Origin of the sequence: Nocardioides cavernaquae (assembly GCF_003600895.1) — a bacterium.
GTDB lineage: Bacteria > Actinomycetota > Actinomycetes > Propionibacteriales > Nocardioidaceae > Nocardioides > Nocardioides cavernaquae.
This window is the reverse complement of sequence record NZ_QYRP01000002.1, coordinates 2,234,537-2,258,764: the sequence shown is the minus strand read 5'-3', so window position 1 is coordinate 2,258,764 and position 24,228 is coordinate 2,234,537. Positions and strand designations below refer to the sequence as shown.

24 protein-coding genes are annotated in these 24,228 nt (G+C 70.4%); 10 read left to right on the top strand and 14 right to left on the bottom strand.

What is annotated here, in order from left to right; all coding sequences use genetic code 11:
- Nucleotides 1-2: 2 nt before the first annotated feature.
- Both D4739_RS10925 and D4739_RS10920 read right to left on the bottom strand, forming a co-directional pair.
- Complete coding sequence (locus D4739_RS10925) at nt 3-233, bottom strand: hypothetical protein (RefSeq protein ID WP_238473613.1); 231 nt, start codon at nt 231-233, stop codon at nt 3-5.
- A gap of 35 nt (nt 234-268) precedes the next feature.
- Nucleotides 269-694, bottom strand: coding sequence for a molybdenum cofactor biosynthesis protein MoaE (locus D4739_RS10920; RefSeq protein WP_120060649.1), 426 nt, complete (start codon nt 692-694; stop codon nt 269-271).
- Between the two features lie 55 nt (nt 695-749).
- Between D4739_RS10920 and D4739_RS10915 the strand changes: the two genes are divergently transcribed.
- Together D4739_RS10915 and D4739_RS10910 are read left to right on the top strand one after the other, a co-directional pair.
- Nucleotides 750-2,081 carry a zinc-dependent metalloprotease gene (locus D4739_RS10915; protein WP_120060648.1) on the top strand — a complete coding sequence of 444 codons (1,332 nt, stop codon included), beginning with the start codon at nt 750-752 and terminating at the stop codon, nt 2,079-2,081.
- Nucleotides 2,078-2,656, top strand: coding sequence for an NUDIX hydrolase (locus D4739_RS10910; RefSeq protein ID WP_120060647.1), 579 nt, complete (start codon nt 2,078-2,080; stop codon nt 2,654-2,656). The genes D4739_RS10915 and D4739_RS10910 overlap by 4 nt, the downstream gene beginning before the upstream one ends.
- Nucleotides 2,657-2,743: 87 nt before the next feature.
- On the opposite strand, the gene D4739_RS10905 is transcribed toward D4739_RS10910, so the two are convergent.
- The 3 genes from D4739_RS10905 to D4739_RS10895 all read right to left on the bottom strand — a co-directional run bounded on the left by D4739_RS10905 (nt 2,744) and on the right by D4739_RS10895 (nt 5,465).
- Entirely contained in the window at nt 2,744-3,274 is a 531-nt protein-coding gene (locus tag D4739_RS10905) for a M48 metallopeptidase family protein (RefSeq protein ID WP_120060646.1), read from the bottom strand.
- A gap of 10 nt (nt 3,275-3,284) precedes the next feature.
- Entirely contained in the window at nt 3,285-4,352 is a 1,068-nt protein-coding gene (locus D4739_RS10900) for a PHP domain-containing protein (RefSeq protein WP_120060645.1), read from the bottom strand.
- Nucleotides 4,353-4,646: 294 nt separating this feature from the next.
- Nucleotides 4,647-5,465, bottom strand: a complete 819-nt coding sequence (locus D4739_RS10895; RefSeq protein WP_120060644.1) for an enoyl-CoA hydratase/isomerase family protein — start codon at nt 5,463-5,465, stop codon at nt 4,647-4,649.
- A gap of 152 nt (nt 5,466-5,617) precedes the next feature.
- On the opposite strand from D4739_RS10895, the gene D4739_RS17050 reads away from it, so the two are divergent.
- Together D4739_RS17050 and D4739_RS10890 are read left to right on the top strand one after the other, a co-directional pair.
- Nucleotides 5,618-5,776, top strand: coding sequence for a DUF5679 domain-containing protein (locus D4739_RS17050; protein WP_091051197.1), 159 nt, complete (start codon nt 5,618-5,620; stop codon nt 5,774-5,776).
- 170 nt (nt 5,777-5,946) lie between these two features.
- Complete coding sequence (locus D4739_RS10890; RefSeq protein WP_147384887.1) at nt 5,947-6,885, top strand: TOMM precursor leader peptide-binding protein; 939 nt, start codon at nt 5,947-5,949, stop codon at nt 6,883-6,885.
- Between the two features lie 72 nt (nt 6,886-6,957).
- Here D4739_RS10890 and D4739_RS16885 read toward each other — a convergent pair whose 3' ends face one another.
- The 4 genes from D4739_RS16885 to D4739_RS10880 form a co-directional block, all read right to left on the bottom strand.
- A complete protein-coding gene (locus D4739_RS16885; protein WP_182920385.1) occupies nt 6,958-7,125 on the bottom strand; it encodes a hypothetical protein in 168 nt (55 codons plus the stop codon).
- Nucleotides 7,126-7,184: 59 nt separating this feature from the next.
- Nucleotides 7,185-7,469, bottom strand: a complete 285-nt coding sequence (locus D4739_RS10885; RefSeq protein WP_120060642.1) for a WhiB family transcriptional regulator — start codon at nt 7,467-7,469, stop codon at nt 7,185-7,187.
- 126 nt (nt 7,470-7,595) lie between these two features.
- Nucleotides 7,596-7,769 carry an immunoglobulin domain-containing protein gene (locus tag D4739_RS16880; protein WP_182920384.1) on the bottom strand — a complete coding sequence of 58 codons (174 nt, stop codon included), beginning with the start codon at nt 7,767-7,769 and terminating at the stop codon, nt 7,596-7,598.
- A gap of 182 nt (nt 7,770-7,951) precedes the next feature.
- Nucleotides 7,952-9,988 carry an ATP-dependent DNA helicase UvrD2 gene (locus tag D4739_RS10880; protein ID WP_120060641.1) on the bottom strand — a complete coding sequence of 679 codons (2,037 nt, stop codon included), beginning with the start codon at nt 9,986-9,988 and terminating at the stop codon, nt 7,952-7,954.
- Nucleotides 9,989-10,056: 68 nt separating this feature from the next.
- On the opposite strand from D4739_RS10880, the gene D4739_RS10875 reads away from it, so the two are divergent.
- Nucleotides 10,057-10,296 carry a mycoredoxin gene (locus tag D4739_RS10875; RefSeq protein WP_120060640.1) on the top strand — a complete coding sequence of 80 codons (240 nt, stop codon included), beginning with the start codon at nt 10,057-10,059 and terminating at the stop codon, nt 10,294-10,296.
- Nucleotides 10,297-10,308: 12 nt separating this feature from the next.
- Here the strand turns inward: D4739_RS10875 and nudC are convergent, their stop codons facing one another.
- A complete protein-coding gene (gene nudC / locus D4739_RS10870) occupies nt 10,309-11,325 on the bottom strand; it encodes an NAD(+) diphosphatase (protein WP_238473612.1) in 1,017 nt (338 codons plus the stop codon).
- Nucleotides 11,326-11,362: 37 nt separating this feature from the next.
- Here nudC and deoD point away from each other — a divergent pair, with 37 nt between their 5' ends.
- Entirely contained in the window at nt 11,363-12,079 is a 717-nt protein-coding gene (deoD, locus tag D4739_RS10865) for a purine-nucleoside phosphorylase (protein WP_120060639.1), read from the top strand.
- A gap of 9 nt (nt 12,080-12,088) precedes the next feature.
- On the opposite strand, the gene D4739_RS10860 is transcribed toward deoD, so the two are convergent.
- The 4 genes from D4739_RS10860 to moeZ all read right to left on the bottom strand — a co-directional run bounded on the left by D4739_RS10860 (nt 12,089) and on the right by moeZ (nt 20,164).
- On the bottom strand, nt 12,089-15,241 hold the full coding sequence (locus D4739_RS10860; RefSeq protein WP_120061857.1) for an ATP-dependent helicase: 3,153 nt from the start codon (nt 15,239-15,241) through the stop codon (nt 12,089-12,091).
- A gap of 41 nt (nt 15,242-15,282) precedes the next feature.
- On the bottom strand, nt 15,283-18,519 hold the full coding sequence (locus tag D4739_RS10855) for an ATP-dependent helicase (protein WP_182920383.1): 3,237 nt from the start codon (nt 18,517-18,519) through the stop codon (nt 15,283-15,285).
- Nucleotides 18,520-18,578: 59 nt separating this feature from the next.
- Nucleotides 18,579-18,896: an MGMT family protein gene (locus tag D4739_RS10850; RefSeq protein ID WP_120060638.1), complete on the bottom strand. Its 318-nt coding sequence runs from the start codon at nt 18,894-18,896 to the stop codon at nt 18,579-18,581.
- Between the two features lie 68 nt (nt 18,897-18,964).
- Nucleotides 18,965-20,164: an adenylyltransferase/sulfurtransferase MoeZ gene (moeZ, locus tag D4739_RS10845; protein ID WP_120060637.1), complete on the bottom strand. Its 1,200-nt coding sequence runs from the start codon at nt 20,162-20,164 to the stop codon at nt 18,965-18,967.
- Nucleotides 20,165-20,351: 187 nt separating this feature from the next.
- On the opposite strand from moeZ, the gene D4739_RS10840 reads away from it, so the two are divergent.
- From D4739_RS10840 to D4739_RS10825, 4 genes are all read left to right on the top strand, one after another.
- Nucleotides 20,352-22,658 carry an immune inhibitor A domain-containing protein gene (locus D4739_RS10840; RefSeq protein ID WP_120060636.1) on the top strand — a complete coding sequence of 769 codons (2,307 nt, stop codon included), beginning with the start codon at nt 20,352-20,354 and terminating at the stop codon, nt 22,656-22,658.
- Nucleotides 22,659-22,760: 102 nt separating this feature from the next.
- Nucleotides 22,761-23,396 (top strand): TetR/AcrR family transcriptional regulator, encoded by a 636-nt coding sequence (locus tag D4739_RS10835; RefSeq protein WP_120060635.1) that lies wholly within the window; start codon nt 22,761-22,763, stop codon nt 23,394-23,396.
- Between the two features lie 66 nt (nt 23,397-23,462).
- The gene (locus D4739_RS10830; RefSeq protein ID WP_120060634.1) at nt 23,463-23,684 is read left to right on the top strand and encodes a DUF3107 domain-containing protein; all 222 of its coding nucleotides are present in this window, start codon (nt 23,463-23,465) and stop codon (nt 23,682-23,684) included.
- Nucleotides 23,685-23,819: 135 nt separating this feature from the next.
- Entirely contained in the window at nt 23,820-24,101 is a 282-nt protein-coding gene (locus tag D4739_RS10825) for a GlsB/YeaQ/YmgE family stress response membrane protein (protein ID WP_120060633.1), read from the top strand.
- Nucleotides 24,102-24,228: the final 127 nt, after the last annotated feature.

The following is a 24,228-nucleotide window of genomic DNA, read 5'->3' as shown; positions in this document are numbered from 1 at the left end:
CGTCACTCGCCACGGGAAGGGCGTACGGCGATGCCGGTGCTGCGGTCACGCGGGCGGGTCGCGGCGGGGCCGGGAACCTTCTGTCCGGGGCTCTCCTGGCGCAGCGCGCGGGCGAGCCGCTCGACGGCAACCTCACGGTCGACCTGGCCGCGTCGCTCGCCGGCCCACGTCACCCAGGCCATGGCGACGACAGTCACCACGACGGGCGGGGCCAGCCACCACAGGATCTCCACGGCCACAGCCTCCCATGGCCGCCAAGCCAAATCCGTCAGGGCGTGCCGACCCACTCCTCGGAGCCGTTGTCGAAGCTCTGGTGCTTCCAGATCGGCACCTCGGCCTTGAGGGTGTCGATCAAGGCCCGGGTCGCGTCGAAGGACGTGCCGCGGTGGGCGGACGCGGTCGCCACGATGACCGCGATGTCGCCGATCGCGAGCCGGCCGGTGCGGTGCACCGCGGCGAGTGCCTGGACGTCGTACTCCCCCGCGACGCGACGGCACACGTCCTCGAGCTGGGCGAGCGCGGTCGGGTGTGCGGAGTAGTCGAGGCCGGTGACACCCTGCCCGCCGTCGTGGTCACGCACTCGGCCGACGAAGAGGTTGACGCCACCAGACGCGTCGTCACCCACGGCGTCGAGGACCTCGGAGATGTCCAGCGGGGTAGCTCGGAGGTCGACCAGGCGCAGGACTTCTGTCATGGATCCAAGGCTATCCAAGGCTGGCGACCTCCCATCCGCCGAGTACGGTGGGAGCATGAATGACAACCCCGGCGCAGGGGACCCGGACGGTCCGAAGAACCCCTTTGAAGGCACGCCTTTCGAGCAGCTCTTCGGCGCGGGCGGCATCCCGAACATGGCTGGCATGCCCGACCTCTCGGGTCTGATGAGCCAGGTGCAGGCGATGATGCAGCCGTACGACGGCCCGGTGAACTGGACCCTGGCGACAGACCTCGCCCGCAAGACCGTCGCGCAGCAACCCGACCCCTCGCCCTCGACCGCGCAGCAGACTGCCATCGCTGACGCCGTCCACCTCGCCGACCTGTGGCTCGACGAGGCGTGCGAGTTCTCCTCGGGCGTCACCTCGACCGCTGCGTGGAGCCGCGCCGAGTGGATCGAGTCCACCCGCGAGGTCTGGCAGCGCCTGGTCGAGCCGGTCGCCGAGCACGTCGTCGGCGCGATGGGCAACGCACTCCCGGCCGAGGCCAAGGCCATGGCCGGCCCGTTCCTCGGCATGCTCACCCAGATGGGTGGCGCCATGTTCGGCAGCCAGATCGGCACCGCGCTCGGCACCCTTGCCGGCGAGGTGCTGACCGCGTCCGACATCGGCCTTCCCCTCGGTCCCACCGGCCGCGCGGCTCTCGTGCCGGCCAACGTCGCCACCTTCGCCAACGGGCTGGATGTCTCCGCCGACGACGTGCTCCTCTACCTCGCGCTGCGCGAAGCCGCGCACCAGCGCCTGTTCGCCCACGTCCCGTGGCTGCGCGAGCACCTGCTCGCCTCGGTCGCCGACTACGGCCGCGGCATCGCCATCGACACGGCCGGCATCGAGGAGCAGCTGCGCTCGATCGATCCGTCCAACATGGCCGACCTGCAGGGTGCCCTCGAGGGCGGACTCTTCGAGCCGAAGAAGACCCCCGCGCAGGAGGCTGCCCTCTCGCGTCTCGAGACCACGCTCGCGCTCGTCGAGGGCTGGGTCGACGAGGTCGTCGGCCAGGCGACGCACGAGCGCATGCCGTCGGCCGCCAAGCTCCAGGAAGCCGTACGCCGCCGCCGCGCTGCAGGCGGGCCGGCCGAGGAGACCTTCGCGGCACTCGTCGGTCTGGAGCTGCGCCCGCGTCGTCTGCGCGATGCCTCGACCCTGTGGGGCTCGCTGCGCACCCGTCAGGGCACCGAGGCACGCGACGCCGTCTGGCTGCACCCGGACCTGCTGCCCACTGCGGCCGACCTGGATGACCCGCTCGGCTTCCGCGAAGACCTCGGCACCCCGACGGAGATGTCGGAGGAGGACTTCGACGAGGCGCTGGCAAAGCTGCTCGACGAGGGTGGATCGGGCGCTCCCGGCACTCCCCCTCCGCCTGCCGAGTGAGCCTGCACGCCGACGCCGTCCATGTCCTGACGGGCTGGGCCGCGCCGACTGAGGAACAGGCTGGGCTGCGCGATCGCTATGTCGCCCACCTCGGCGAGCGGGCGGATGCGATGACCCGCGCCTGCCGCCCGGATCACCTGACCGCGTCGACCCTGGTCATGACCCCGGACGGTTCACGCGTCCTGCTCACGCTCCACGCAAAGGCCCAGGCCTGGTTCCAGTTCGGCGGACACTGCGAACCGGGCGACCTCACCCTCGCCGGCGCAGCACTGCGTGAGGCCACCGAGGAGTCCGGGCTGTCCGGCCTCGTGATCGATCCGGTGCCGGTCCAGCTCTCGGAACATGAAGTGCCGTTCTGCGGCGGGCCGCCCGGGCCTGGCGAACGCGTCGTACATCACCTCGACGTGCGCTTCCTGGCCGTCGCGCCGGATGACGGTTCGCACGCCGTCAGCGACGAGTCACTCGATGTGCGCTGGTGGCCCGCGGACGCACTGCCCACCCCCGACGCAGACATGGTCGAGCTGGTCTCGCTGGCTCAGGCCCGGCTGGAGGCGCAGACGGAAGTTCGCAGGTGAACGACTCCATCGGCCAGGATGTCGTCGTACCGAGCCGAATCGGGTCGGAGGAACGGGTCGTTGAATGGGCGTGCCGCGCGGCGGGGCTCAGTCGACGGCGCCGCCGGGCTCCAGGTGCGCACCGGCGGAGTAACCCTCGAGGTACCCCTTCGCCTTCTCGGCGAGCGGGTAGTTGTGCACCCACGCCCAGAACTCGTCGGTGTGGCCGTGCTCGATCAGGTGCGCGAGCTCGTGGATGAGGACGTAGTCGACAACCCAGCCGGGCATGCCCTTGAGGCGCTCGGAGAGCCTGATCGTGCGCTCCCCCGGCGTGCAGGAGCCCCAGCGCGACTTCTGGTTGGAGACCCAGCGGACCGAAGCAGGCACGGCGAGCCCGCCGAGGAACGTGTCCGAGAGATGCTTCGCCCGCTTCGCGAGGTCCTCGTCCGTGCGACTGGCACGCTTCTCCTGGCGCTCGAGGCGGTCCACCATCTTCTCGACCCAGGACTGCTCCTGCGCGCGGCTGAGCGAGGCCGGGATGAGGATGACGATCCGGTCCCCCTCTCGATAGGCAGAGACGGTGCGGCGGCGTCGCTTCGAGCGGCGTACCTCGATCTCGGCCTCGGCGGGGGCTTCCATGTGAGCAACGCTACTTGTTTGCAGCGGCGGATCCCGGGAGCCTCGCTGCCGCCCAGGCAAGGAGGCGGTCGACCGGCCAGGTGGTCACGATGCGCTCCGGGTCGATGCCCGCCTGCTCGGCGCGCTCGCAGCCGTAGGCCAGGAAGTCGAGCTGTCCGGGGGCGTGGGCGTCGGAGTCGATGGAGAACACGCAGCCGATGTCCCGTGCGAGCTCGAGCAGCCGGGTCGGTGGGTCGCGACGCTCGGGACGGGAGTTGATCTCGACGGCGACGCCCTCCTCAGCGCACGCCTCGAAGACGGCGCGTGCGTCGAACCGTGACTGTGGGCGGGTTCCGCGGTTTCCCGTGACCAGGCGACCGGTGCAGTGGCCGAGGACGTTGGTGAATGGGTTGCGCACCGCCGCGACCATGCGGCGCGTCATGGCGTCGGCGTCCATCGCCAGCTTCGAGTGGACGCTCGCGACCCGGACCTCGAGCTGCGCGAGCATCGTGTCGGTCTGGTCGAGCGCACCGTTGTCCAGGATGTCCACCTCGATCCCTCGCAACAGCCGGAAACCCGACGATCCGAGGTGGGCGTTGACCGCGTCGACGACGTCGAGCTGGCGGGTCAACCGCTCCGCGCTCAGTCCGTGCGCAATGGTCAGCCGGGGCGAGTGATCGGTCAGGACGAGGTACTCCCGGCCGAGCTCCATGGCAGTCATCGCCATCTCCTCGATCGGCGAGCCGCCGTCGGACCAGTCCGAGTGCGAGTGCAGGTCGCCGCGCACGAGCGCGAGCAGGTCGCGACCGCCGGCGACCATCGGCGCGGCGTACTTCTCCTCGAGGTCTGCCAGTCGGTCCGGCATCTCGCCCTGGACGGCCTGCACGATCACCTTGGCGGTGCTCGCCCCGATGCCAGGGAGCGTGGTCAGCGTGCCGTTCGCGACATGTGCTGCGAGGTCGGCTGCGGACAGCGGCAGCAGGGTCGCGGTCGCGCTGCGAAAGGCCTTGACCTTGTAGCTGTCCTCACGCCCGCGCTCGAGGAGGAAGGCGATCCGGCGTAGCGCAGCAACCGGCCCGGCGGAGTAAAGGGCACTCAACTATTTCTCCTCCACAGGCTGGGGACGGGCTCCGTCGCAGGTCACGGCATCAGGTACGCCGCAGGCCGGGCGTGTCGTCCACAGGGTTCTCCCGACGTTTTCCCCAGTAGATCGCATGATTTCCCCACGTTATCCACAGCTGTGTCCACAGGCACCCATTGACCCTCACGCACCGGCCTCCTAGCGTCGTACCCAGGTGAGGCCCCCGGGCTCCGCCGCCACGTAGGCAAGGGGAAGGCAGACGTGGTGGTCAGGAAAACGGGGGCCTCCTGCCATTTCAGCGACCAGAGAAGATCAGCGACCAGAGAAGCGGGGATCCCGCTTCTCCAGGACCGCCTGGATGCCTTCCTGGAGGTCCTCGGTGGCCAGCGTGACCGGCTGCGCCATGGCCTCCCACTGGAGGCAGTCCTCGATCGAGGCATGCCGTCGCTGGAGAGCGACCTTCGTGAAGCGGCTGGCCAGTGGTGCGGTCGCTGCGATCTCCGCCGCCGCCGCCAGCGCCGTCGCGAGCAACTCCTCCGGCGGGAGGACCCGCGAGACCAGCCCGAGTCGCTGGGCCTCCTCCCCCTCGACCAGCCGTCCGGTGAGCAGCAGGTCGCGTGCGATCGCCTCGCCGACGACGTCCGGGAAGAGGAAGGTCGATGCCATGCCCGGGTGGATGCCCAGCTTCACGAAAGGCGCGCCCAGCTTGGCGGCGCTCGACGCGAAGCGCAGGTCGCATGCCATCGCGATGCACAGGCCGGCCCCGATCGCGTGGCCGTTGATGGCCGCGATCGTGGGCACCTCGAGTTCGCGGATCGTCAGCCACGCGCGGTAGAAGGCCAGCATGCCGTCGCGCAGGGCCGGGACCGTTGACTCGCCATGGCCGGCCAGCCAGCTCACGTTGCCACCCGACGAGAACGCGCTGCCCGCACCCGTCACGACCACGCACCGCACGGACTCGTCGCCCTTGAGCTCCTCGACCGCCGCGACCCAGGAACGCGTCATCTCATCCGACATCGCGTTGCGCTGCGTCGGGTTGTCGAGGGTGATCAGCACGACCCCGGGGCTGGGGCGGTCAACGCGGAGGTGGGCAGGGTTTTCGATGACCAGATCGGGGTGTTCAGAAGACATGGCGGCACCCTACGGCGTGGCGCCTGCCACGGTCGGCTTGCGCGTGGACTACTGTCTCGTTGGTCGTGGCAGTGAAAGTTGTCACGATCCCGGCGGGCTTCCCCATCCTCCCCGTCGCGACGACCAAGAAAAACCTAGGCAAGGAGGCCGTCATGGCGGAGACCTGGAGCGGCGAGTTCTACTGCGTGAAGTGCAAGGAGAAGCGCGAGGCCACGGGCGAGATCCGTGTCAACGACAAGGGCACCAAGATGGCCAAGGCTGTCTGCCCCGTCTGCAGCACCAACCTCAACCGGATCCTCGGCAAGGCCTGATTCAGGCCCAACTGACGTTCGAAGGCGCGGCCCCTGCGGGGACCGCGCCTTCGCGCATTTCCTGACCCCTCGGCACACCAGAGTTGACGGTTCGGCACACCAGAGCTGGCGGCTCGGCCGCCTGTGGAGGACGTACGACGCGCAGGCGCGCCTCGTGCGAACCTGCGGGGATGACGGAGCCCAGCCCACTTCCCCACCTCGACCGGCACCCCGGATTCCCGGCCCGCCCGATGCTGCGGCCCGGTGTGCACGTGTGCCGTCGCTCGCACGACGAGCTCCAGGTCGGGCTCTCCCCCGACCTGGCCGTCGTCCTCCCCGAGCTTCCCGAGGTGCGTGCCCTGCTGTCGGGCCTCCAGGAGGGCCGTCCGCCCGGTGTCCCGGGCACGCTCTCGCCTGTCGTGCTGCTCGCCTGTGAGCGCCTCCTGGCCCACGGCCTGGTCGTCGACAGCGACCTCTGGTGCCGCCAGCTCGGCGGCAACGACACGGAGCGGGCCGAGACCCGCACGTCGATCGTGGCCGAGCACGGTCTGCGCGCCGGCGAGGCGCTCGAGCGCCGCTCGTCCAGAAGTGTGGCGCTGGACTGCAGCGGGCTCAGCCGTGCCGCCACCCGGCTCGAGGACCTGCTGACCATGGCCGGGCTCACCGTCGGCCCGCCGCCAGCCGCCGACCTCCTCCTCGTCGTACGCCGCGGGGAGACGGACCGCGCAGACCTGGACCCGTTGCTCCGGCACGACCAGGCCCACGTGCTGCTGACCGTGTCCGAAGGCCGGGTGCGGGTCGGGCCGTTCGTGCAGCCGGGCGTCACCGCGTGCCTGCGGTGCATCGACGCCCACCGGCACGAGTCGGACCCTCGGCACGGCGTGGTCACCCAGCAGTACTCCGATGCCGGGACGTCCGGGACCTGTGGCCTGCCGGCGCCGGTGCCCGCAGACCTGGTCGACGTCGCCGTCGGCCTGCTCGCCCGCGACATCACCCGTTGGGCCGACGGCGAGCAACCGGGGACGTGGTCGAGCACGATCGACGTGGATCCCCAGCTGCACCTCTCCCGCATCCGGTGGCACAGGCATCCGGGGTGCGGGTGCTCCTGGGCCGGCACGGTCGCCAGCTGACCTGGGGAATGGCCGGAAAATGAAGCGAGCCGGCACCCCGCGCGGGGTGCCGGCTCGCCATTCCGGGTGGTCCTAGGCTCCCAGGCGGGCCAGGGCGAGACGGGCGTCGAATGCCGCCTTCTCGGCCTTGCGGCTGAGCCGCGCCGCCTGTGCCAGGACCCGGAGACGGCGCTGACGCTCCATCTCCGCGACGCGCGCGGCGTACTGCTCGCGCGCCAGGGCCTGGGACTGCAGATACATCTCGGGTGCTCCATTTCGACAACGAGGTGTGGGACTTTCGTGAACGGAGGCGCAGCGGGTCACGCGGCTGCCTCGTCCTTGCGCGGCCGGCCACGCGGGCGCTTGCGGGGGATCACCACTCCCTGGAGGAACAGCTCACCACCCCACACGCCCCATGGCTCGCGCCGCTCGAGTGCGCCGTCCAGGCACATGGCCTGAAGCGGGCACGTGCGACAGAGGGCCTTGGCGTACTCGACATCGGCCGGGAGCTCAGCGAAGAAGAGCTCCGGGTCGTGCGTGTGGCACGGCAGGGTGCTCTGATCGATCAGCTCGACCGATGTGCGCTCGAGAACGCTGATGGTCATCTGAAGTCACCTCCTGGGGGACCTGATCTTGTGGATCGGTGGTGAGGGGTTGTCGGAAAAAACAAAACGGCCGCGGATCCCGGGTTTCGGGTTCCGCGGCCTGGAGAGCGCCAGCACTGATGTCGGTCAGTGTGTTGGACTCCAGACAGGAACACCCGGGACGTCACCGCGAAGGGCAACGACCTGCTTGTGGTTGTGCGTCAGGGCACGCCACGTGCAGGTGCTGGCGAAGGCAGCGGTGGACGGCATGGCGAAGCGCGGTCGGATGACGACCGGCGTGATCTCGTACGTGTTCTCCATGGAATCCACCTCCTTCGGTGTCTCGGGTCGGGACGGGCTGCGTTGCTGTTTCTGGTGCTGCTGGCGATCAGTTGCGGTCGCCGTGAGACGACCGTAACTGAGTTCGCATGTAAGGGGCAAACGAATTAATGACGAATGGCAACGAGATCCTGCCAATCGGGTCCTGTTGCCGGTCCGGCCCCTCAGTCCTGGGCAACGAGAGCAAGGACGTCGTCGCCGTACTGCTCGACCTTCTTGGCCCCGATGCCCCCGATCCGCAGCAGCGCCTCGGGGCTGCCCGGGCGGACCTCGGCGATGGCCTCGAGCGTCCGGTCGGTGAAGACGACGTAGGCCGGGACCTTCGCCTCGCCGGCCCGCTCGAGCCGCCAGGACTTGAGCCGGTCGAACAGGGCCTCGTCGTAGGCCGCGGGGCAGCCGTCGCAACGGCCCACCTTGCGCTCGCCGGCCGAGCTGAGCGGCGTGCCGCAGGTGCGGCACATCTGGTGACCGCGGCTGCGGGTCGGACCGGTGGACGAGCTCGACGAGCCCGCCGGCCGCAGACCGTCGAGGAACCGGGACGGCTTGCGGGTCTTGCGACCGCCGGGGTTGCGCGCTGCGGCCCACGAGACCCGAAGGTGAACGCGGGCGCGCGTCATGCCGACGTAGAGCAGCCGCCGCTCCTCCTCGACCTCGACAGGAGTCTGCGCGAAGGTGATCGGGATCGACCCCTCCTGCACACCGCACAGGAAGACGGCGTCCCACTCGAGGCCCTTCGCGGTGTGGAGCGTGGCCAGCGTGACGCCGCCCGCGACCGGAGCGTGCTGCTCGGCGGCGCGGCGGTCGAGGTCGTCGACGAAGTCGCCGAGTCGGCCCGGGTGCTCGGCCGCATAGATCTCGGCCTGGGTGAAGAGCGCCTGCAGCGACTCCCACCGGTCGCGGGCGCTGCCGCGCGCGGTCGGCGGCTCGGGCGCCCAGCCCATGCCGGACAGGGTCGCGCGCACGCCATCCATCAGGTCGTCGGGATCACCTTCCGACCGCGCCGTGCCGCGCAGCAGGGTGATCGCCTGGCGCACCTCAGGGCGGTCGTAGAAGCGGGCCGCGCCACGGACCACGTAGGGCACCTGACGGGCCGCGAGTGCGTCCTCGAAGGCCTCGGACTGGGCGTTGATGCGGAACAGGACGGCGATCTCGCCGACCGGCACTCCGCTGGCCACGAGCTTCGCGATCTCGGAGGCGACCGCCTCGGCCTCGGCGACCTCGTCGTCGTGCTCGACATAGCGAACCGCGGGGCCGGCCGAACGCTGGGAGCGGAGCTCGACACCCCGTGAACGGGTGCCGGAGAGCAGGCTGTTGGCCGCCGTGACCACCTCAGGCGTGGAGCGGTAGTTGCGGACCAGCTCGACCTTCGACGCCCCGGGATAGCGCTGCGGGAAGTTGCGCAGGAAGTCTGCATCGGCGCCGGCGAAGCTGTAGATCGTCTGGGCCGGGTCGCCGACCACGCAGAGCTCGTCACGCCCGCCGAGCCAGAGGTCGAGCAGCGCCGACTGGAGCGGCGAGACGTCCTGGAACTCGTCGACGGTGAAGAACTTGTATTGCCGGCGGACCTGGGCAGCGACCCGCTCGTCCTCGGCCAGCAGGGCGGCCGTCAGCAGCAGGACGTCCTCCATGTCCATGCGGTTGGCGGCCCGCTTGACCTCCTCGTAGGAGCCGAAGACGCGCGCGACGGTCGCGGGGTCGACACCGCTGACCTCGCGGCCCCGCGTCGGGGCGAGCGCCGCGTAGTCATCGGGGCGGACGTTGCTGACCTTGCACCACTCGACCTCGCTGGCGAGGTCGCGCAGCATCCCCTGGTCGGGCGAGAGCCGCTGCTTGCGGGCAGCCTGCGCCATCAGGGCGAGCTTGGACTCGGTCAGCTGCGGCAGGTCGGCGCCGTAGACGTTGGGCCAGAAGTAGCGCAGCTGGCGAAGGGCCGCCGCATGGAAGGTGCGGGCCTGGACCCCTGGCGCACCGAGGGCCCGCAGGCGGGTGCGCATCTCCCCCGCTGCCCGGGCGGTGAAGGTGACCGCCAGGACCTCGGTCGGCTGGTAGACCCCCGTCGCGACCCCGTGCGCGATGCGGTGCGTGATCGCGCGGGTCTTTCCGGTGCCGGCACCGGCCAGCACCTGGACCGGGCCGCGGAGCGCCTCGGCGACCTGACGCTGCTCAGGATCGAGCCCTGTGAGCAAGTCGTTGGATCGCATGGGAATGGACTCCTGGCAGGCACGGTTGGAACGGTCGTCACAGCCTAGACGTGAGGACCGACAGCCCGATGATCACCATGTACAGCACCACCTGGTGCGGCTACTGCCACCGCCTGACGAGCCAGCTCGACCGCGAGGGCATCCCGTACACCGTGGTCGACATCGAGAAGAACGAGGATGCCGCGTTCATCGTCGAGCAGGTCAACGGCGGCAACCAGACCGTCCCCACACTCGTGTACGCCGACGGCTCGGCGCACACCAACCCGTCCGTCGCCCAGGTGAAGGCCAAGCTCGCCTCCCTCAACTGACCGCAGCGCCGGTCACCAGCTGCCGGGCAGCGGTCCTCCGTACCAGGACTCGATCAGGGTCCGCGAGATCGAGATGCCGCGGGTGGGCAGGCTGATCTCGCCGCTCTCGGCCTGTGCCTTCAGCTCGGCGCGGGTGAACCACCGGGCGTCGGCGATCTCGGAGGGGTCGATCGTGATCTCCGTGCTGATCGCGCGTCCCGTGAAGCCGAGCATCAACGAGCTCGGGAACGGCCACGGCTGACTGGCGAACCACTCCACCCGGCCGACCCTGACGCCGGCCTCCTCGAAGACCTCGCGGCGCACGGCGTCCTCGAGGGCCTCGCCCGGCTCGGCGAAGCCGGCCAGCGTCGAGAACCTCGTCGGGCCCCACTGCAGGCCGCTGCCGAGCAGGCACCGCTCGTCAGGAGAACCCGGCTCGCCCTGGGTGATCAGCATGATCACGGCCGGCTCGATCCGCGGGAACTGTTCGCGTCCGCAGGAGTCGCACACCTGGACGTGACCCGACTGGCGTGCCGTCAGGGTGCCGCCGCAACGGGCGCAGAACCGGGTGCGTTCCAGCCACTCGCCGATCCCGACCGCGTGGAAGAGCAGGCGTGCGTCCGCGATGTCCTGCATCAGGTGCAGGCCCAGCGAGCGCAGCCCGACCCAGCCCGTGACGGCTGAAGCGTCCTCGGGTGGGCGCGGCGCAGACCCTGCAGCGGACGTCGTTGCATCGCGACCAGCACCCTGGACGTGCAGGGCGAACCGGGCCACGCCGTCACGCTCGCCGAGCAGCACGCGCACCCCGTCCGTCACGTCGACACCCGGGAGGGCCTCGACGAGCCCGGCCGGACTCAGCCACTGCGGCCTGCCCTCCACGGCGTACACACGGCCTCCCGAGAGCGGCACGACGCGGGTGGCGGGGTCTGCCCACGCCCCGGCCAGCCAGGCCTCGTCGTCGCGTCGGTGGGCAAGCCGGTCGTGTGCCCAGCTGTCCGTGGGCTTCGGGCCGGTGGCCGGTTGATCGTTGTCGGATCGTTCCCTGATCACAACGGCATCCTGTCAGGCACACTCCTAGGCTGCGCGAATGAGCACCCACATCGGCGCCCGGCCCGGCGAGATCGCGCCCCACGTCCTGCTCCCCGGTGACCCGCTGCGGGCGAAATGGATCGCGGAGACCTTCCTCGATGATGCCCGTTGCTACAGCGAGGTCCGCGGGATGCTCGGCTTCACCGGCACCTGGCGCGGCCAGCCGATCTCGGTCCAGGGATCAGGCATGGGCCAGCCGTCGCTGGCGATCTACGTCAACGAGCTCTTCTCCGAGTACGACGTCGAGTCGGTCATCCGCGTGGGCTCCTGTGGCGCGCTGACCGGGAAGGTCGCCCTCCGCGACATCGTGATCGCCTCGGGCGCATGCACCGACTCGGCGATGAACCGGATCGCTTTTGAGGGGCTCGACTACGCACCGGTCGCCGACTTCGGCCTGCTCCGGGCGGCGTACGACGCAGCGCACGGTCGAATGCTCGACGTCGAGGTGCACACGGGCCTGATCTTCTCCGCCGACTCCTTCTACGCCGCGCGGCCGGAGCTGACAGCACGCATGGTCGAGTACGGTGTGCTGGCCGTCGAGATGGAGGCGTCCGCGCTCTACACGCTGGCCGCGAAGCACGGCGGCAGGGCGCTCGCGATCTGCACCGTCTCCGACCACATCGTCACCGGGGAGCACACCTCCGCAGCCGAGCGTGAGCAGGGGTTCGGCGCGATGGTCGAGATCGCCCTCGAGGCGATCACCGCCCAGGCCTGACGTCCGCGCTCAGACGCGGAGCAGCTTCTCGAGCTCGTCGCGACCCGGCAGGTCTGTCGGCTCGACGGTCCGACCCGACCGGACGTAGTGGAACGCAGCGCGCACCTGCTCGAGCGGCAGGCCGGTGAGCTCCGCCCAGGCCAACCGGTAGATCGCGAGCTGCAGCGGATCGGCGTTCTCGCTCCGGCTGGTCTTCCAGTCGACGACCAGGAACGATCCACCCGGCTCGGCGTAGACAGCGTCGATGCGTCCGCGGACCACCTGGCCGTCGAGCACCAGCGCAAAGGGCGGCTCGACGGCATGGGGCACCCGGTCGGCGAACTCCCCTGTCTCGAAGGCGGCCACCAGCTCGCGCAGCTCGACCTCGTCGATCTCGGCATCACCCGCACCCGGCAGCTCGTCGAGCCCGATCAGCTGCTGCTGCCCGAACCGCGCCTCGACGTACGCATGGAAGCGCGTGCCGAAGCGGGCCGCCGACGACGGCGGGCGTGGCATCGGCCGGGCCAGGTCGCGGGCGAAGGCGTCGGGGTCGTCGCGCAGCTTCGCCAGCGACGTCGCGGAGAGCGAGGACGGAAGCGGCACGTCGATGTCGGTGGCCCGCTCCTGGCGCGCCTCGACGACGAGGCGCTCGAGCTCGGCGTCCCACTCCGCCACGGTCGATGCCTCGACCATGTCCAGCTCCGGGTCATCCGCGGACAGGTCGACAGCGATCACCCGCTCTGCTGCCTCGCGGCGGAGCAGCGCCTCGCGGCCGACGCCATCGACCGGCCAGGGTCGGCTCGTGTCGAGCTCGGCGAGCGGGTTCAGCGCCCCCTTCTCCGGCTTGACCAGCCAATGCTTCGGCGGGATGCCCCACGCCTCGAGCGACGCGCGCACGGTCTGCTGATAGGCGGACGGCCCGAGCGGGGTCTTGTTCTTGTTCCAGAGGTACGAGCTGACCACCAGCCGGTGCGCGGCGCGGGTGAACGCGACGTAGCCCAGTCGGAGCTCCTCCTCCGCATCGTGCGCACGTGTCGCGTCGCGGTAGGCGTCGAGCCCCGCCTTGTCGTACGCCGCGAGCTGCGGCAGGTCGCCCGCGTCACCGCGCAACGGAGCGGGAAGGACCGGCGGCGACGAGGTCCACAGCGTCCGCGAGCGGTTGGTCGGGAAGCGGGTCTCGCAGACGCCGACCGAGAAGACGCATCCCCACTCGAGTCCCTTGGACCGGTGCACCGTCAGCAGCTTCACCGAGTCGGCCTCCGTCGGGGTCGCGATGTCGAGGCCATTGCCCTGGTCGTCCTCCGCGGTCAGGTAGGCCAGCAACGCCGGCAGCGTCACGTCGCCGTCGACCGCCTGGAAGTCCGCGACGGCCTTCACGAACAGGTCGAGGTTGTCGCGTCGGGCAGCCGCCGCGGGGCTGATGGAGGAGGCCAGCTCCACGTCGACACCGGTGGTGTCGATGATGCGGCGCACCACGTCGAGCAGCGGCTCGCCGACGGAGGTGCGCAGCATGCGCAGCTCCGACGACAGCAGACCGAAGCGCTCGCGGGCCTCGGCGGAGTAGGGCCAGTCGGCGGAATCGCCGAGATCGTCGAGTGCATCGCTGAGCGAGGGCAGCTCGGCCGGGTCGACTCCGTCGGTGATCTGGACGAGGTGCTCGGCGACGTCGCCCGCCGATGACCGACGGCCGCCCGCGATCTCTGCCGAGCGCTTGCCGAGCAGCTTCAGGTCGCGCGGCCCGATCGCCCAGCGTGGCCCGTTGAGCAGGGTGAGCAGCGACGCGTTGGCGGTGACATCGTGGAGCAGGTGGAGCGTGGCGACCACCTCGGCGACCTCGGGCAGCCGCAACAGACCCGAGAGGCCGACGATCTCCACCGGGATGCCGGCAGTGGTCAGCGCGTCGAAGACGTCGGCCGCGTGGGCGTTGTCGCGGGTCAGCACGCCGATGTCGGACCACATCCCACCCGTGTCCCCCGTGTGCGCGTCGGCGACGGCGGTGGCCAGCCACGCGAGCTCCTCGGCGTTGGTCTCGAACACCAGCGCCTCGACCACCCCGTCGGCAGCACCGGGGGCCGGCTCCAGCGGAGCGACCTGGGGGTACTTCTCGAGGAGTGGGCCGGCCAGCCGGTTGGCGACCTCGAGGATGCGCCGGTCGGAGCGGCGGTTGACGGTCAGCGGGAAGCTCACGACACCGGCCGCTGAGGGGAACGCATCGGCGAAGTTGAGGATGTTGGAGACCGAGGCGCCGCGCCAGCCGTAGATCGCCTGGTTGGGGTCACCGACCGCAGTCACTGGATGTCCGTCGCCGAAGAGCCGCGACAGCATGGTCGCCTGGGCCACCGAGGTGTCCTGGTACTCGTCGAGGAGCACGACCTTGAACCGTGCCCGCTCAGCCTCGCCGACCCCGGGTTGGCCGGTGGCCAGCCGGGCACCGAGCTCGATCTGGTCGGAAAAGTCCATCAGCCCGAGCTCGCGCTTGAGCCGCCGGTACGACGCGACGAGGCCGAGCAGCTCGCCTCGCCGCTCGATCACGTTGAGCGCCTTCTTGATCGCGTCGACCTGCCCCTTGACCTTCTTGCCGGCATCGAGCTCCGCCTCGGCGATCACCAGCGAGGCAGCGAAACGCGCGCGGGCCTCGGCGTCCACGCGGCGGACGTCATCGACGGTGACGAGGTGCTCGGACATCGCGCCATCGAGGGCGAGGAGGTTCTGGATCACGGTGGGCGGGTGGTCGGAGAGCGCGCGCACCTCGCCGGCGTAGCGCTCCACGACCCGTGCGCCCAGCTGGAAGCGCGAGGCGTCGGTGATGACGCGGGTGTCGGGCTCGTGGCCGATGCGGAGGCCGTGGTCGGTGAGGAGCGCCGAGGCGTAGGCGTTGTAGGTCGCGACAGTCGGCTCCAGCACGTCCTCGACGGTGCCGTCGTCAGCAACGACCGGCTCGAGGGCGCCGGCCTGCTGCAGCGCCTCACGGATCCGCGCGCGGAGCTCCGCGGCCGCCTTGGTGGTGAAGGTGAGGCCGAGGATCTCGTCGGGCCTGACCTGACCGGTCGCGACAAGGTAGACGACCCGGGCTGCCATCAGCGTGGTCTTGCCGGATCCGGCACCGGCGATCACGACGGCCGGGGCGAGCGGCGCGGAGATGGCCTCCCACTGCTGCGCACTCGGGGCGTAGTCGGTCTTCATCACCCGCTGCAGGTCCGCCGGGGTGGTGATCTCGAGGGGCGTCACTGGGTCACCACCGATCCGGCGCTCTTCGCCGGGCAGATCGCTGTGAACGCGCAGCGCTCGCACTGGGGGCCGATCACCGCAGGGAAGGTCTCGCTGCGGATCAGCGCCGCCGCCAGCTCCAGCTGCGAGACCAGCAGGGCGCGCTCGGGGCCGTCGGGGTCGTGGGCCGGCTGCCGCTGCACCGTCGGCTCGGGCTTGCCGTCCTCGAGCCCGAGCTGCACCAGCTCGGCGCCACCGGTGACGGCCGGGGCGTCATCAAACCCGCCCGCGTCGACCGCGAGCTGGTAGAGCGCGAGCTGGGTGTGCTTGAGCACGGCGGGCCCGGTTGGTGCAGCCCGCCCGGACTTGAGGTCGACCACGACGACCCGGTTGTCGGAGCTCAGCTCCAGCCGGTCCACCTGACCGGCCAGCCGCACCCGCTCACCATCAGGGAGCTCGATCTCGGCGGAGAACGTGCGCTCGGTGCCGAGCCCCGCGCGTGGATTGGTGGCATGCCAGGCGAGGAACTTGGCCAGGCCGCTCCGCACCCGTTCGTGCTCGCGCGCCTTGGACCACGGGGTGCGGAACGAGAGCCGGTCCCAGACCACGTCGACGTGCTCCATCAGGGCGGTGAGCTCCGGCTCCAGCTCACCCGTCGCGACCCGCTCCGCGACGGCGTGGACCAGCTGCCCGACGTTGGCCGACTGGGCCGAGGCCCCGGCTCCCCCGGCCTCGCGCTCGAGGAACCACTGGGTCGGGCAGGTCAGGATCTTCTCCAGCATGCTCGCCGAGACCGGCACCGGCGCCTCGGGATCGCGGACCGGCTGCACGGATCGCGAGGCCGAGCGCGTCCCCCACCACTGGGACGGGTCGGCAGCAGGCACGAGCGGTCGGTCTCCCACGGTCTCCGACGCGAGCTGGGCGAGCCGACGCGCGGCGGTCTCACGCAGGGGCTCCGACGCCTCCGGGTCGGTCACGGTGCGACGCAGGTCGGCCACCAGGCCGGAAAGCGAGAGCGGGCGCCGGGGCCGGCCCGCGACATGCACGGCCCGGTGCTCGGCCGCGGTCGGATAGAGGTCGTCGAGGAACCGCGACGGCTGCTCACCCTCGTCGTCGCTCGACTTCACCGCAGTGACGACGAGGCGCTCTCGGGCGCGCGTGCAGGCGACGTAGAAGAGCCGGCGCTCCTCCATCAGCAGCTCGCGGGTGGTCAGCGGGGGCTGGATGCCGTCGACGCCGATCAGGTCGGCACCGAGCAGGGACGAGCGACGGCGCAGGTCAGGCCAGGCGTCCTGCTGGACGTGGGCGACGACGACGAGCCGCCACTCCAGGCCCTTGGACCGGTGAGCGGTGAGCAGGCGAACAGCCGACCCGCGCACGCCGCGCTCGGCCAGCGTGTCGCCGGGCAACTGCTGCGCCACGAGAGTGGCGAGGAAGTTGATGACGCCGACGTGGTCGCGTTGCTCCTCGGCACGGGATGCCGCCTCGAAGAGCGCACAGACCGAGTCGAGGTCGCGGTGCGCGCGCCGGGCCTGTCCACCCCCGGCCTCGACCCCTCGCCTGAGTCGGGCGGGCCAGCCGGTGCCTGACCACAGCGTCCAGAGCACCTCCTCGGCGGTGGCGCCCGCGAGCATCTGCTCCCGTGCTCCGCGAAGCAGGGCCGCGAGCGAACGTGCGCGGGTCGCCTCGACCCCGCTCAGCCCGTCCAGGAAACCCGGGCCCACCACGGCCAGCCGGACCAGCTCCCGCGACGGCTGCGGAGTGCGAGCCGCCCCCTGTGCCTGCGCCTTCTCCCGGGCGCGCAGCTGCCGCGCGAGGCGGCGTACGTCGCCGGCGTCGAGGCCCCCCAGGGGCCCCGTCAGCAACGCCTCGGCGCGGCCGGCGTCGAGGTGGCCCACGTGCTCGGTGTCGGTCTCCTCGAGGTTGACCACGGCACGGAGCGCGTCGAGCAGCGGCGCGACCGCCGGGTCCTGGACCAGCGGGAGGTCGTCGGACGCGACCTCGACCGGCACGCCCGCGGCGCCGAGCGACCGTCGCAGCGCAGGGATCGAGGAGCGCCCCGAGCGCACCAGCACGGCCATCTCGTCCCAGCCGATGCCGTCCTCGAGGTGAGCGCGGCGCAGCAGGTCGGCGAGGTGCTCGGCCTCGGCCCGCTCGCTGTCGAAGGTGAGGACGTCGACCTTGCCGGCGCCGTGGTCACCCGGCGCCGCGACCGGCTCGAGGAACGCCTCCCTGGCCGCCTCGGGGATGGTGCCGATCAGCGAGAGCCGGCCGGCGACCTGCTGGCTCGCCCGGAGCAGCCGCGGCCCGAAGCGTCGCGTCGTGCGCAGCGCGATGACCGGAGCAGACTCCCCCGCCGTGGTCGGGAAGGCGGTCGGGAACTCGAGGATGCCGCGCACCTCGGCACCTCGGAAGCCGTAGATGGACTGGTGCGGGTCGCCGACAACAGTGAGGTTGCGACCGTCGCCGGCCAACGCACGCAGCAGCTGGACCTGGCCGGGATCGGTGTCCTGGTACTCGTCGACGAAGACGTGGGTGAAGCGCGACCGCAGCTCGTCGCGGTGCAGCTCGGCCTCGAGCGTGGCCCGGCGGATCAGGTCGGCATAGTCGGTGGCACCCTGGCTGTCGAGCACCGTGAGGTACTGATCGAGGAAGGCCCCGGCCGCGATGAACTCGGGCAGCTCGTGCTCGCGCCCCAGTGCGCTCAGCTGCGACGGGTCGAGCCCCTTCTCCCGGGCCCGCCCGAGCACCATCGTGACCTCGCGCGCGAACCCGCGTGTGCCCAGCGCGGCCCGGAGCGACGGGGGCCACTGCACCGACTCGGGGTGGTCGGTCAGCAGCTCGCGGAGCACCACGTCCTGCTCGGGCGCGGAGAGCAGCCGCAGCGGGGCGTCGTAGAGCTCGGCAGGTGCGTAGGCGCGGATCAGCCCGTAGGCGAACGAGTGGAAGGTCGAGCTCATCGTGGCTGCGGTGGTCCGCCCGATGCGCGCGGTGACCCGGTCGCGCAGCTGCTCTGCCGCCTTGCGGGAGAAGGTCAGGGCGAGGATCTGGTCAGGCGCGACACCGTCGCGCTCGATGCGTGCCGCGATCGCCTCGACCAGGGTCGTCGTCTTGCCCGTGCCCGGTCCGGCCAGCACCAGCAGCGGGCCACCCGCATGGTCCACCACTGCTTGCTGGGCAGCGTCCAGCACCGGCGCCGGACCGGCCACAGCGGCCTGCGGCGCCAGACGGTAGGAGACGGGGTTGGCGGACACGGGTGACACCTTGGCACGCACCTCCGACAAGACCGATCGGACCCCTGGGCGAATCCCGATCAGGCTCCGGGCGACGGCTGCCAGAACGCCTTCGGCAGGTCGACCCGGTCACCGCGGACCGGCGTCCCCTCGGCGTACCAGCTCTGGAGGGCCTCGGCGATCAGGTGTCCCGGAAGGGTGCCGTCGGCACGCACGCAGCGCCACCACGGAACGCCGCTGCCATCGGTCGCCATCACCCGCGCCACGGTCCGCGGGCCGCCCGTTCCCAGCTGCTCCTGGAGGACGTCGGCGATCGCGCCGTACGTCGTCGCGCGGCCGGCCGGCACGGATTCGACCAGCACGAGCACGGCCTCGGCGTACTCCTCGGGGCTGGACACTGACCGAACGCTAGCGAAAAGCAGCGGCGCCCCCACCCCGGAGGGAGAGGGCGCCCGCAACTTTCAGCTCAGTAGGACGGCTGGGACGGGTCGATCTGGTTGACCCAGGCCACGACGCCACCACCGACGTGGACGGCGTCGGACCAGCCGGCGCCCTTCACGATCGCGAGGGTCTCCGCAGAGCGCACACCGGTCTTGCAGTGCATGACGATCTGCTTGTCGGCAGGCAGCTGCTCGAGCGCCGAGCCGTTGAGGAACTCACCCTTCGGGATCAGCACCGCACCCGGGATGTGGTTGATCTCCGCCTCGTTGGGCTCGCGGACGTCGACCAGCACGAAGTCGCGCTCACCGGCCTCGCGCTCCTTGAGCATCGTCTCCAGCTGGGTCACCGAGATGGTCGAGCCGGCAGCCGCGTCAGCGGCCTCCTCGGAGACGGCACCACAGAAGGTGTCGTAGTCGATCAGACCGGTGACGGTGGCGTGCTCGCCGCAGAGCGCGCAGTTGGGGTCCTTGCGGATCCGCAGCTTGCGGTACTCCATCTCGAGCCCGTCGTAGATCATCAGCTTGCCCACGATCGGGTCGCCGATGCCGGTGAGCAGCTTGATGGCCTCGTTGACCTGGATCGAGCCGATGGACGCGCAGAGCACACCCAGCACGCCACCCTCGGCGCAGGAGGGGACCATGCCCGGCGGCGGCGGCTCGGGGTAGAGGCAGCGGTAGCACGGCGCCTCGTCCGACAACGTCGGCGCGAAGACCGAGGCCTGGCCGTCGAAGCGGTAGATCGAGCCCCAGACGTAGGGGATCTTCAGGAAGTACGCCGCGTCGTTGACCATGTAGCGCGTCGCGAAGTTGTCGGTGCCGTCGACGATCAGGTCGTAGCCCTCGAAGACCGAGAACACGTTGTCGTTGTCGAGGCGCTCCTCGTGCAGGATCACCTTCACGTAGGGGTTGATCTCCGCGATCGACTCCTTGGCCGACTGGCCCTTGGGCTTGTCGATGTCGGAGACGCCGTGGATGACCTGGCGCTGCAGGTTCGACTCGTCGACGGTGTCGAACTCGGCGATGCCCAGCGTGCCGACGCCCGCGGCGGCGAGGTAGAGCAGCGCGGGCGAGCCGAGGCCACCGGCACCGATGACCAGGACCTTGGCGTTCTTCAGGCGCTTCTGGCCGGTCATGCCGACGTCCGGGATGATCAGGTGCCGGCTGTAGCGACGGACCTCGTCGACGGTCAGCTCGGCTGCCGGCTCCACGAGAGCGGGAAAGGACACAGGGTCTCCTCAGTCAGGACAAGTGCGTTACGGCCTCCCAACAAACACATGGTGAGGCGTGTTCCCGATTCTCCCCCGTGACCGAATCGCAACCAAACGACGTCCGCACTGTGTCTGGACATCGCGTGGGTCGCGGACGAGAGTCACGTGGGGGAATTGGTCTCGGGACAGGAAGGCACCTCGTCAAGTGAAGAAGCTCGTAACCGGCCTCGGAGCCGGCACGGCAGGACTGTCGATCGGACTTGCACTGGCGCTCAGCCCGGTCCAGTCCGCAGCGGCACAGGACACGACAGCGGCCCAGGCAGAGCGGCACCAGGCACACCGGGAGGACAACCGTCCGGGGCCCCTCACGGCCCGGCAGGAGAGGCTGAAGCAGAAGGCCCTCACGATGCTCGACAACGGCTCGCGGCGTGCCAAGGCGCAGCCGGAGGGCGGCTCCACGGTCCAGCTCGATGCTGACTCGTTCGTCGAGTTCCCGACCGACAAGCAGGAGAAGGTCTGGACGGTGCTCAGCCAGTTCGGCACCCAGACCGCCGGCAAGTACGGCCGCACGCCGGGCCCGCTGCACAACCAGATCGCGCAGCCGGACCGCGCCAGGGACAACTCGACCATCTGGACGCAGGACTTCTCCCAGGCGCACTACGACGAGATGTTCAACGGCTCCGGCGAGTCCTTCGCCGACTACTACGCCAAGCTCTCCGGCGGGAAGTACACCGCGATCAACACCGTCGAGGACTGGACCACGGTCCCCTACAACGGGCAGTACTACGGCGCCAACCCACGTGAGGACGAGGGCGGCTCGTGGGACTTCATCACCGACTCCGTCAACAGCTGGTACGCCGGGCAGGTCGCGGCCGGCAAGACACCGGCCGAGATCGACGCCTACCTGGCGCAGTTCGACGAGTGGGACCGCTACGACCACGACAGCGACGGCGACTTCAACGAGGCCGACGGCTACATCGACCACTTCCAGGCGGTCCACGCCGGGGAGGGCGAGGAGGCCGGTGGCGGCAGTCTCGGCGAGGACGCGATCTGGTCCCACCGGTGGTACGTCGACGGCAACCTCTACGGCCAGACCGGTCCGACGGTCGGCGGCCCCGAACCTGTTGCCAACCTGCTCGGCGGCACCCGCGTGGGTGACTCGAAGTACTTCATCGGCGACTACACCGTCGAGCCGGAGAACGGCGGCCTCGGCGTCTTCGCCCACGAGTTCGGCCACGACCTCGGCCTGCCCGACTACTACGACACCGCCGGCGGCGAGAACGGCACCGCCTTCTGGACGCTCATGTCGTCCGGATCCTGGCTCAACCACGGCACCGAGGACATCGGCTCCGTGCCCGGCCTGATGGGGCCCGAGGAGAAGCTCTACCTGGGCTGGCTCGACTACGCCGAGGTCTCCCCCGGGCAGTCCGGCAGCTACCAGCTCTCCCCCTCGCAGAACACCGTCGACGGGCAGGAGCAGGCGGTCAAGGTGAACCTCCCGGACGCGGTCACGACGACGTCGTACACGACGCCGCCGGAGGGCACGCACGCCTGGTGGACCGGCCGTGGCGACCAGCTCAACAACAAGCTGACCCGCGAGGTGCCGGCTGCGGGCCGGGTCACGGTGAAGGCGGACGTCTGGCACCAGATCGAGGCCGGCTACGACTACCTGTACGCCGAGTGGTCCACCGACGGTGGCGCCACCTGGAACCGCACCGGCACCCCGATCGACGGGGCCTCGCGCGGCTGGGTCACGAAGCGCTGGTCCTACAACGCCGGTGGCCAGCCGTCGCTGTTCCGGTTCCGCTACCAGACCGACGGTGGCGTCAACGAGGCCGGCGCGTTCGTCGACAGCATCGTCGTCGGTGCCGGCACGGCGTACTCGTTCGCTGATGGTGCCGAGGCAGGCAACAACGGCTGGACACCCCAGGGCTTCACGATCAGCACGGGCTCGGAGAGCAACACGTCGCCGCGCTACTACCTGATCGAGAACCGCCAGTACGTCGGCTACGACGCGACCCTGGAGACCGGGCCGTACCAGTTCAGCGAGGCCGTCACCCGGCCCGACTGGGTGGAGCACTTCAGTTTCCAGGACGGCATGCTGGTCTGGTACGTCGACGGCTCCTACGCCGACAACAACGTCAGTGCCCACCCGGGCGCGGGCAGTGCGATGGTGGTCGACGCCCGGCCGCTCTCGCTGACCTACCCCGACGGCACGCGTCCGTCCAACCGGCGCCAGCCGTTCGACGCGACCTTCGGGCTCCAGCCGGTCGACCCGGTCTGCCTGCACAAGCAGGTCGCCGACACCTCGGCCGCTGGCTACTCGACGTACGCCGCATGTGCGACCGACCTGGCGGCCAAGCCGACCTTCGACGACAGCGACCCGCTGGCGTACTGGTCGTCGGTGAACCCGCAGAACTCGGTCAAGGTCGCCGGTCACGGTGTCACCGCGACCGTCACCGGCGAGACCGGCGGGGTCCTGTCTGTGGCCGTGGCGAATCCCGCCAGCTGAGCACTGCCGCTGAACATTGGCGGCGTGGGAGGGGCTCCGGTCACGGGGTCCCTCCTTCGCTGCTTGTAGGCTGCTTCAGCACGCAGGACCGAGAGGAACATCATGACCATCGAGCAGCGGCCCGATCTAGACGCCGCCCGCCCCCGTGGTGGTCGCCTGCCGCGCAAGGCGCGCCGGGCCCAGCTCCTCGAGTCCGCCCTCGAGGTCTTCGCTGCCCAGGGCTACCACGCTGCCGCCATGGATGACATCGCCGTGCGCGCGGGTGTGTCCAAGCCGGTGCTCTACCAGCACTTCCCCGGCAAGCTGGACCTCTACCTCGCCCTGCTCGAGGTCTCCTGCGACACGATCATCCACAACTGCCGCCAGGCGCTGCTCTCCACCCAGGACAACAAGCAGCGCGTCGCCGCCACGATGGACGTCTTCTTCGACTACGTCGCCTCCGAGACCGGTGCCTTCCGCCTGGTCTTCGAGTCCGACCTGACCAACGAGCCCAGCGTGCGCGAGCAGGTCGAGCGGGTCACCACCGAGTGCGCCGAGCTGATCACCCAGGTGATCGCCGAGGACACCGGCCTTCCGGCCGAGGCGTCCCACCTGCTCGCCGTCGCCCTGGTCGGCATGGCGCAGGTCAGTGCCCGCTACTGGCTGGCCGACGAGTCGACGACCCCGCGCGAGAAGGCCGCCGCCCTGATCGCGGGCCTGGCCTGGCGCGGCATCGGTGGCTACCCCCGCCACGACTGACCTCTCGCCGCATCCCGTCATCACCCTCGGCCACAACGCTCACCCCACGCTATGAAGGAGGACCTCATGGAGGTCAAGATCGGTATCCAGAACGTCGTCCGCGAGTTGGTCATCGAGACCAACGAGACGGTCGAGGCGATCGAGAAGCTGGTCGCGGGCGCCATGGCCGACGGCGGCGTGCTCACGATCACCGACGGCAAGGGGCGCCACATCGCCGTCCCCGGCGCCTCCTTGGCGTACGTCGACTTCGGCGGCGGGGTCGCCGGCCACGTCGGCTTCCGCTCCTGAACCAACCTGATCGGCTGACGACCGCTCTTCCGGCCACGCCGGAGAGCGGTCGTTGCCATTGGACCCGATAGTTGGCAAGGTGGCGGGCATGAGGTCCGGCCGACAGCGGCCGGTCCGCCTGCGAAAGGTGTACTCATGGGGATCTCGGACATCCTTGTAGCCCTCATCGGCGGCACGATCATCGGCATCCTCGGCAAGGTCGTCGCCCCGGGTGGCCGTGACCAGATCCCGCTGTGGCTCACCATCCTGTGCGGCATCGGCGGCATCGTCGCCGGCACCTACCTGTGGACCGAGGTCTTCGGTGGCCAGGCCGACGCCGAGGGCTTCGACTTCTTCCGGCACCTCACGCAGATCGTCGTCGCTGCGGTCCTCGTCGTCATCGCCGCCGGCATCACGGGTCGCAGCAAGAAGGCCTGACGCACCACCCGCACCATCACACGCACCATCACACGGGCCGACCGTCCGCAGGAGCCCCTCGCACCGACAATGCGGGGGGCTTCTCGGCGTACCGGTAGGATCGGCCTTGCAACACCCCCTGTATGTG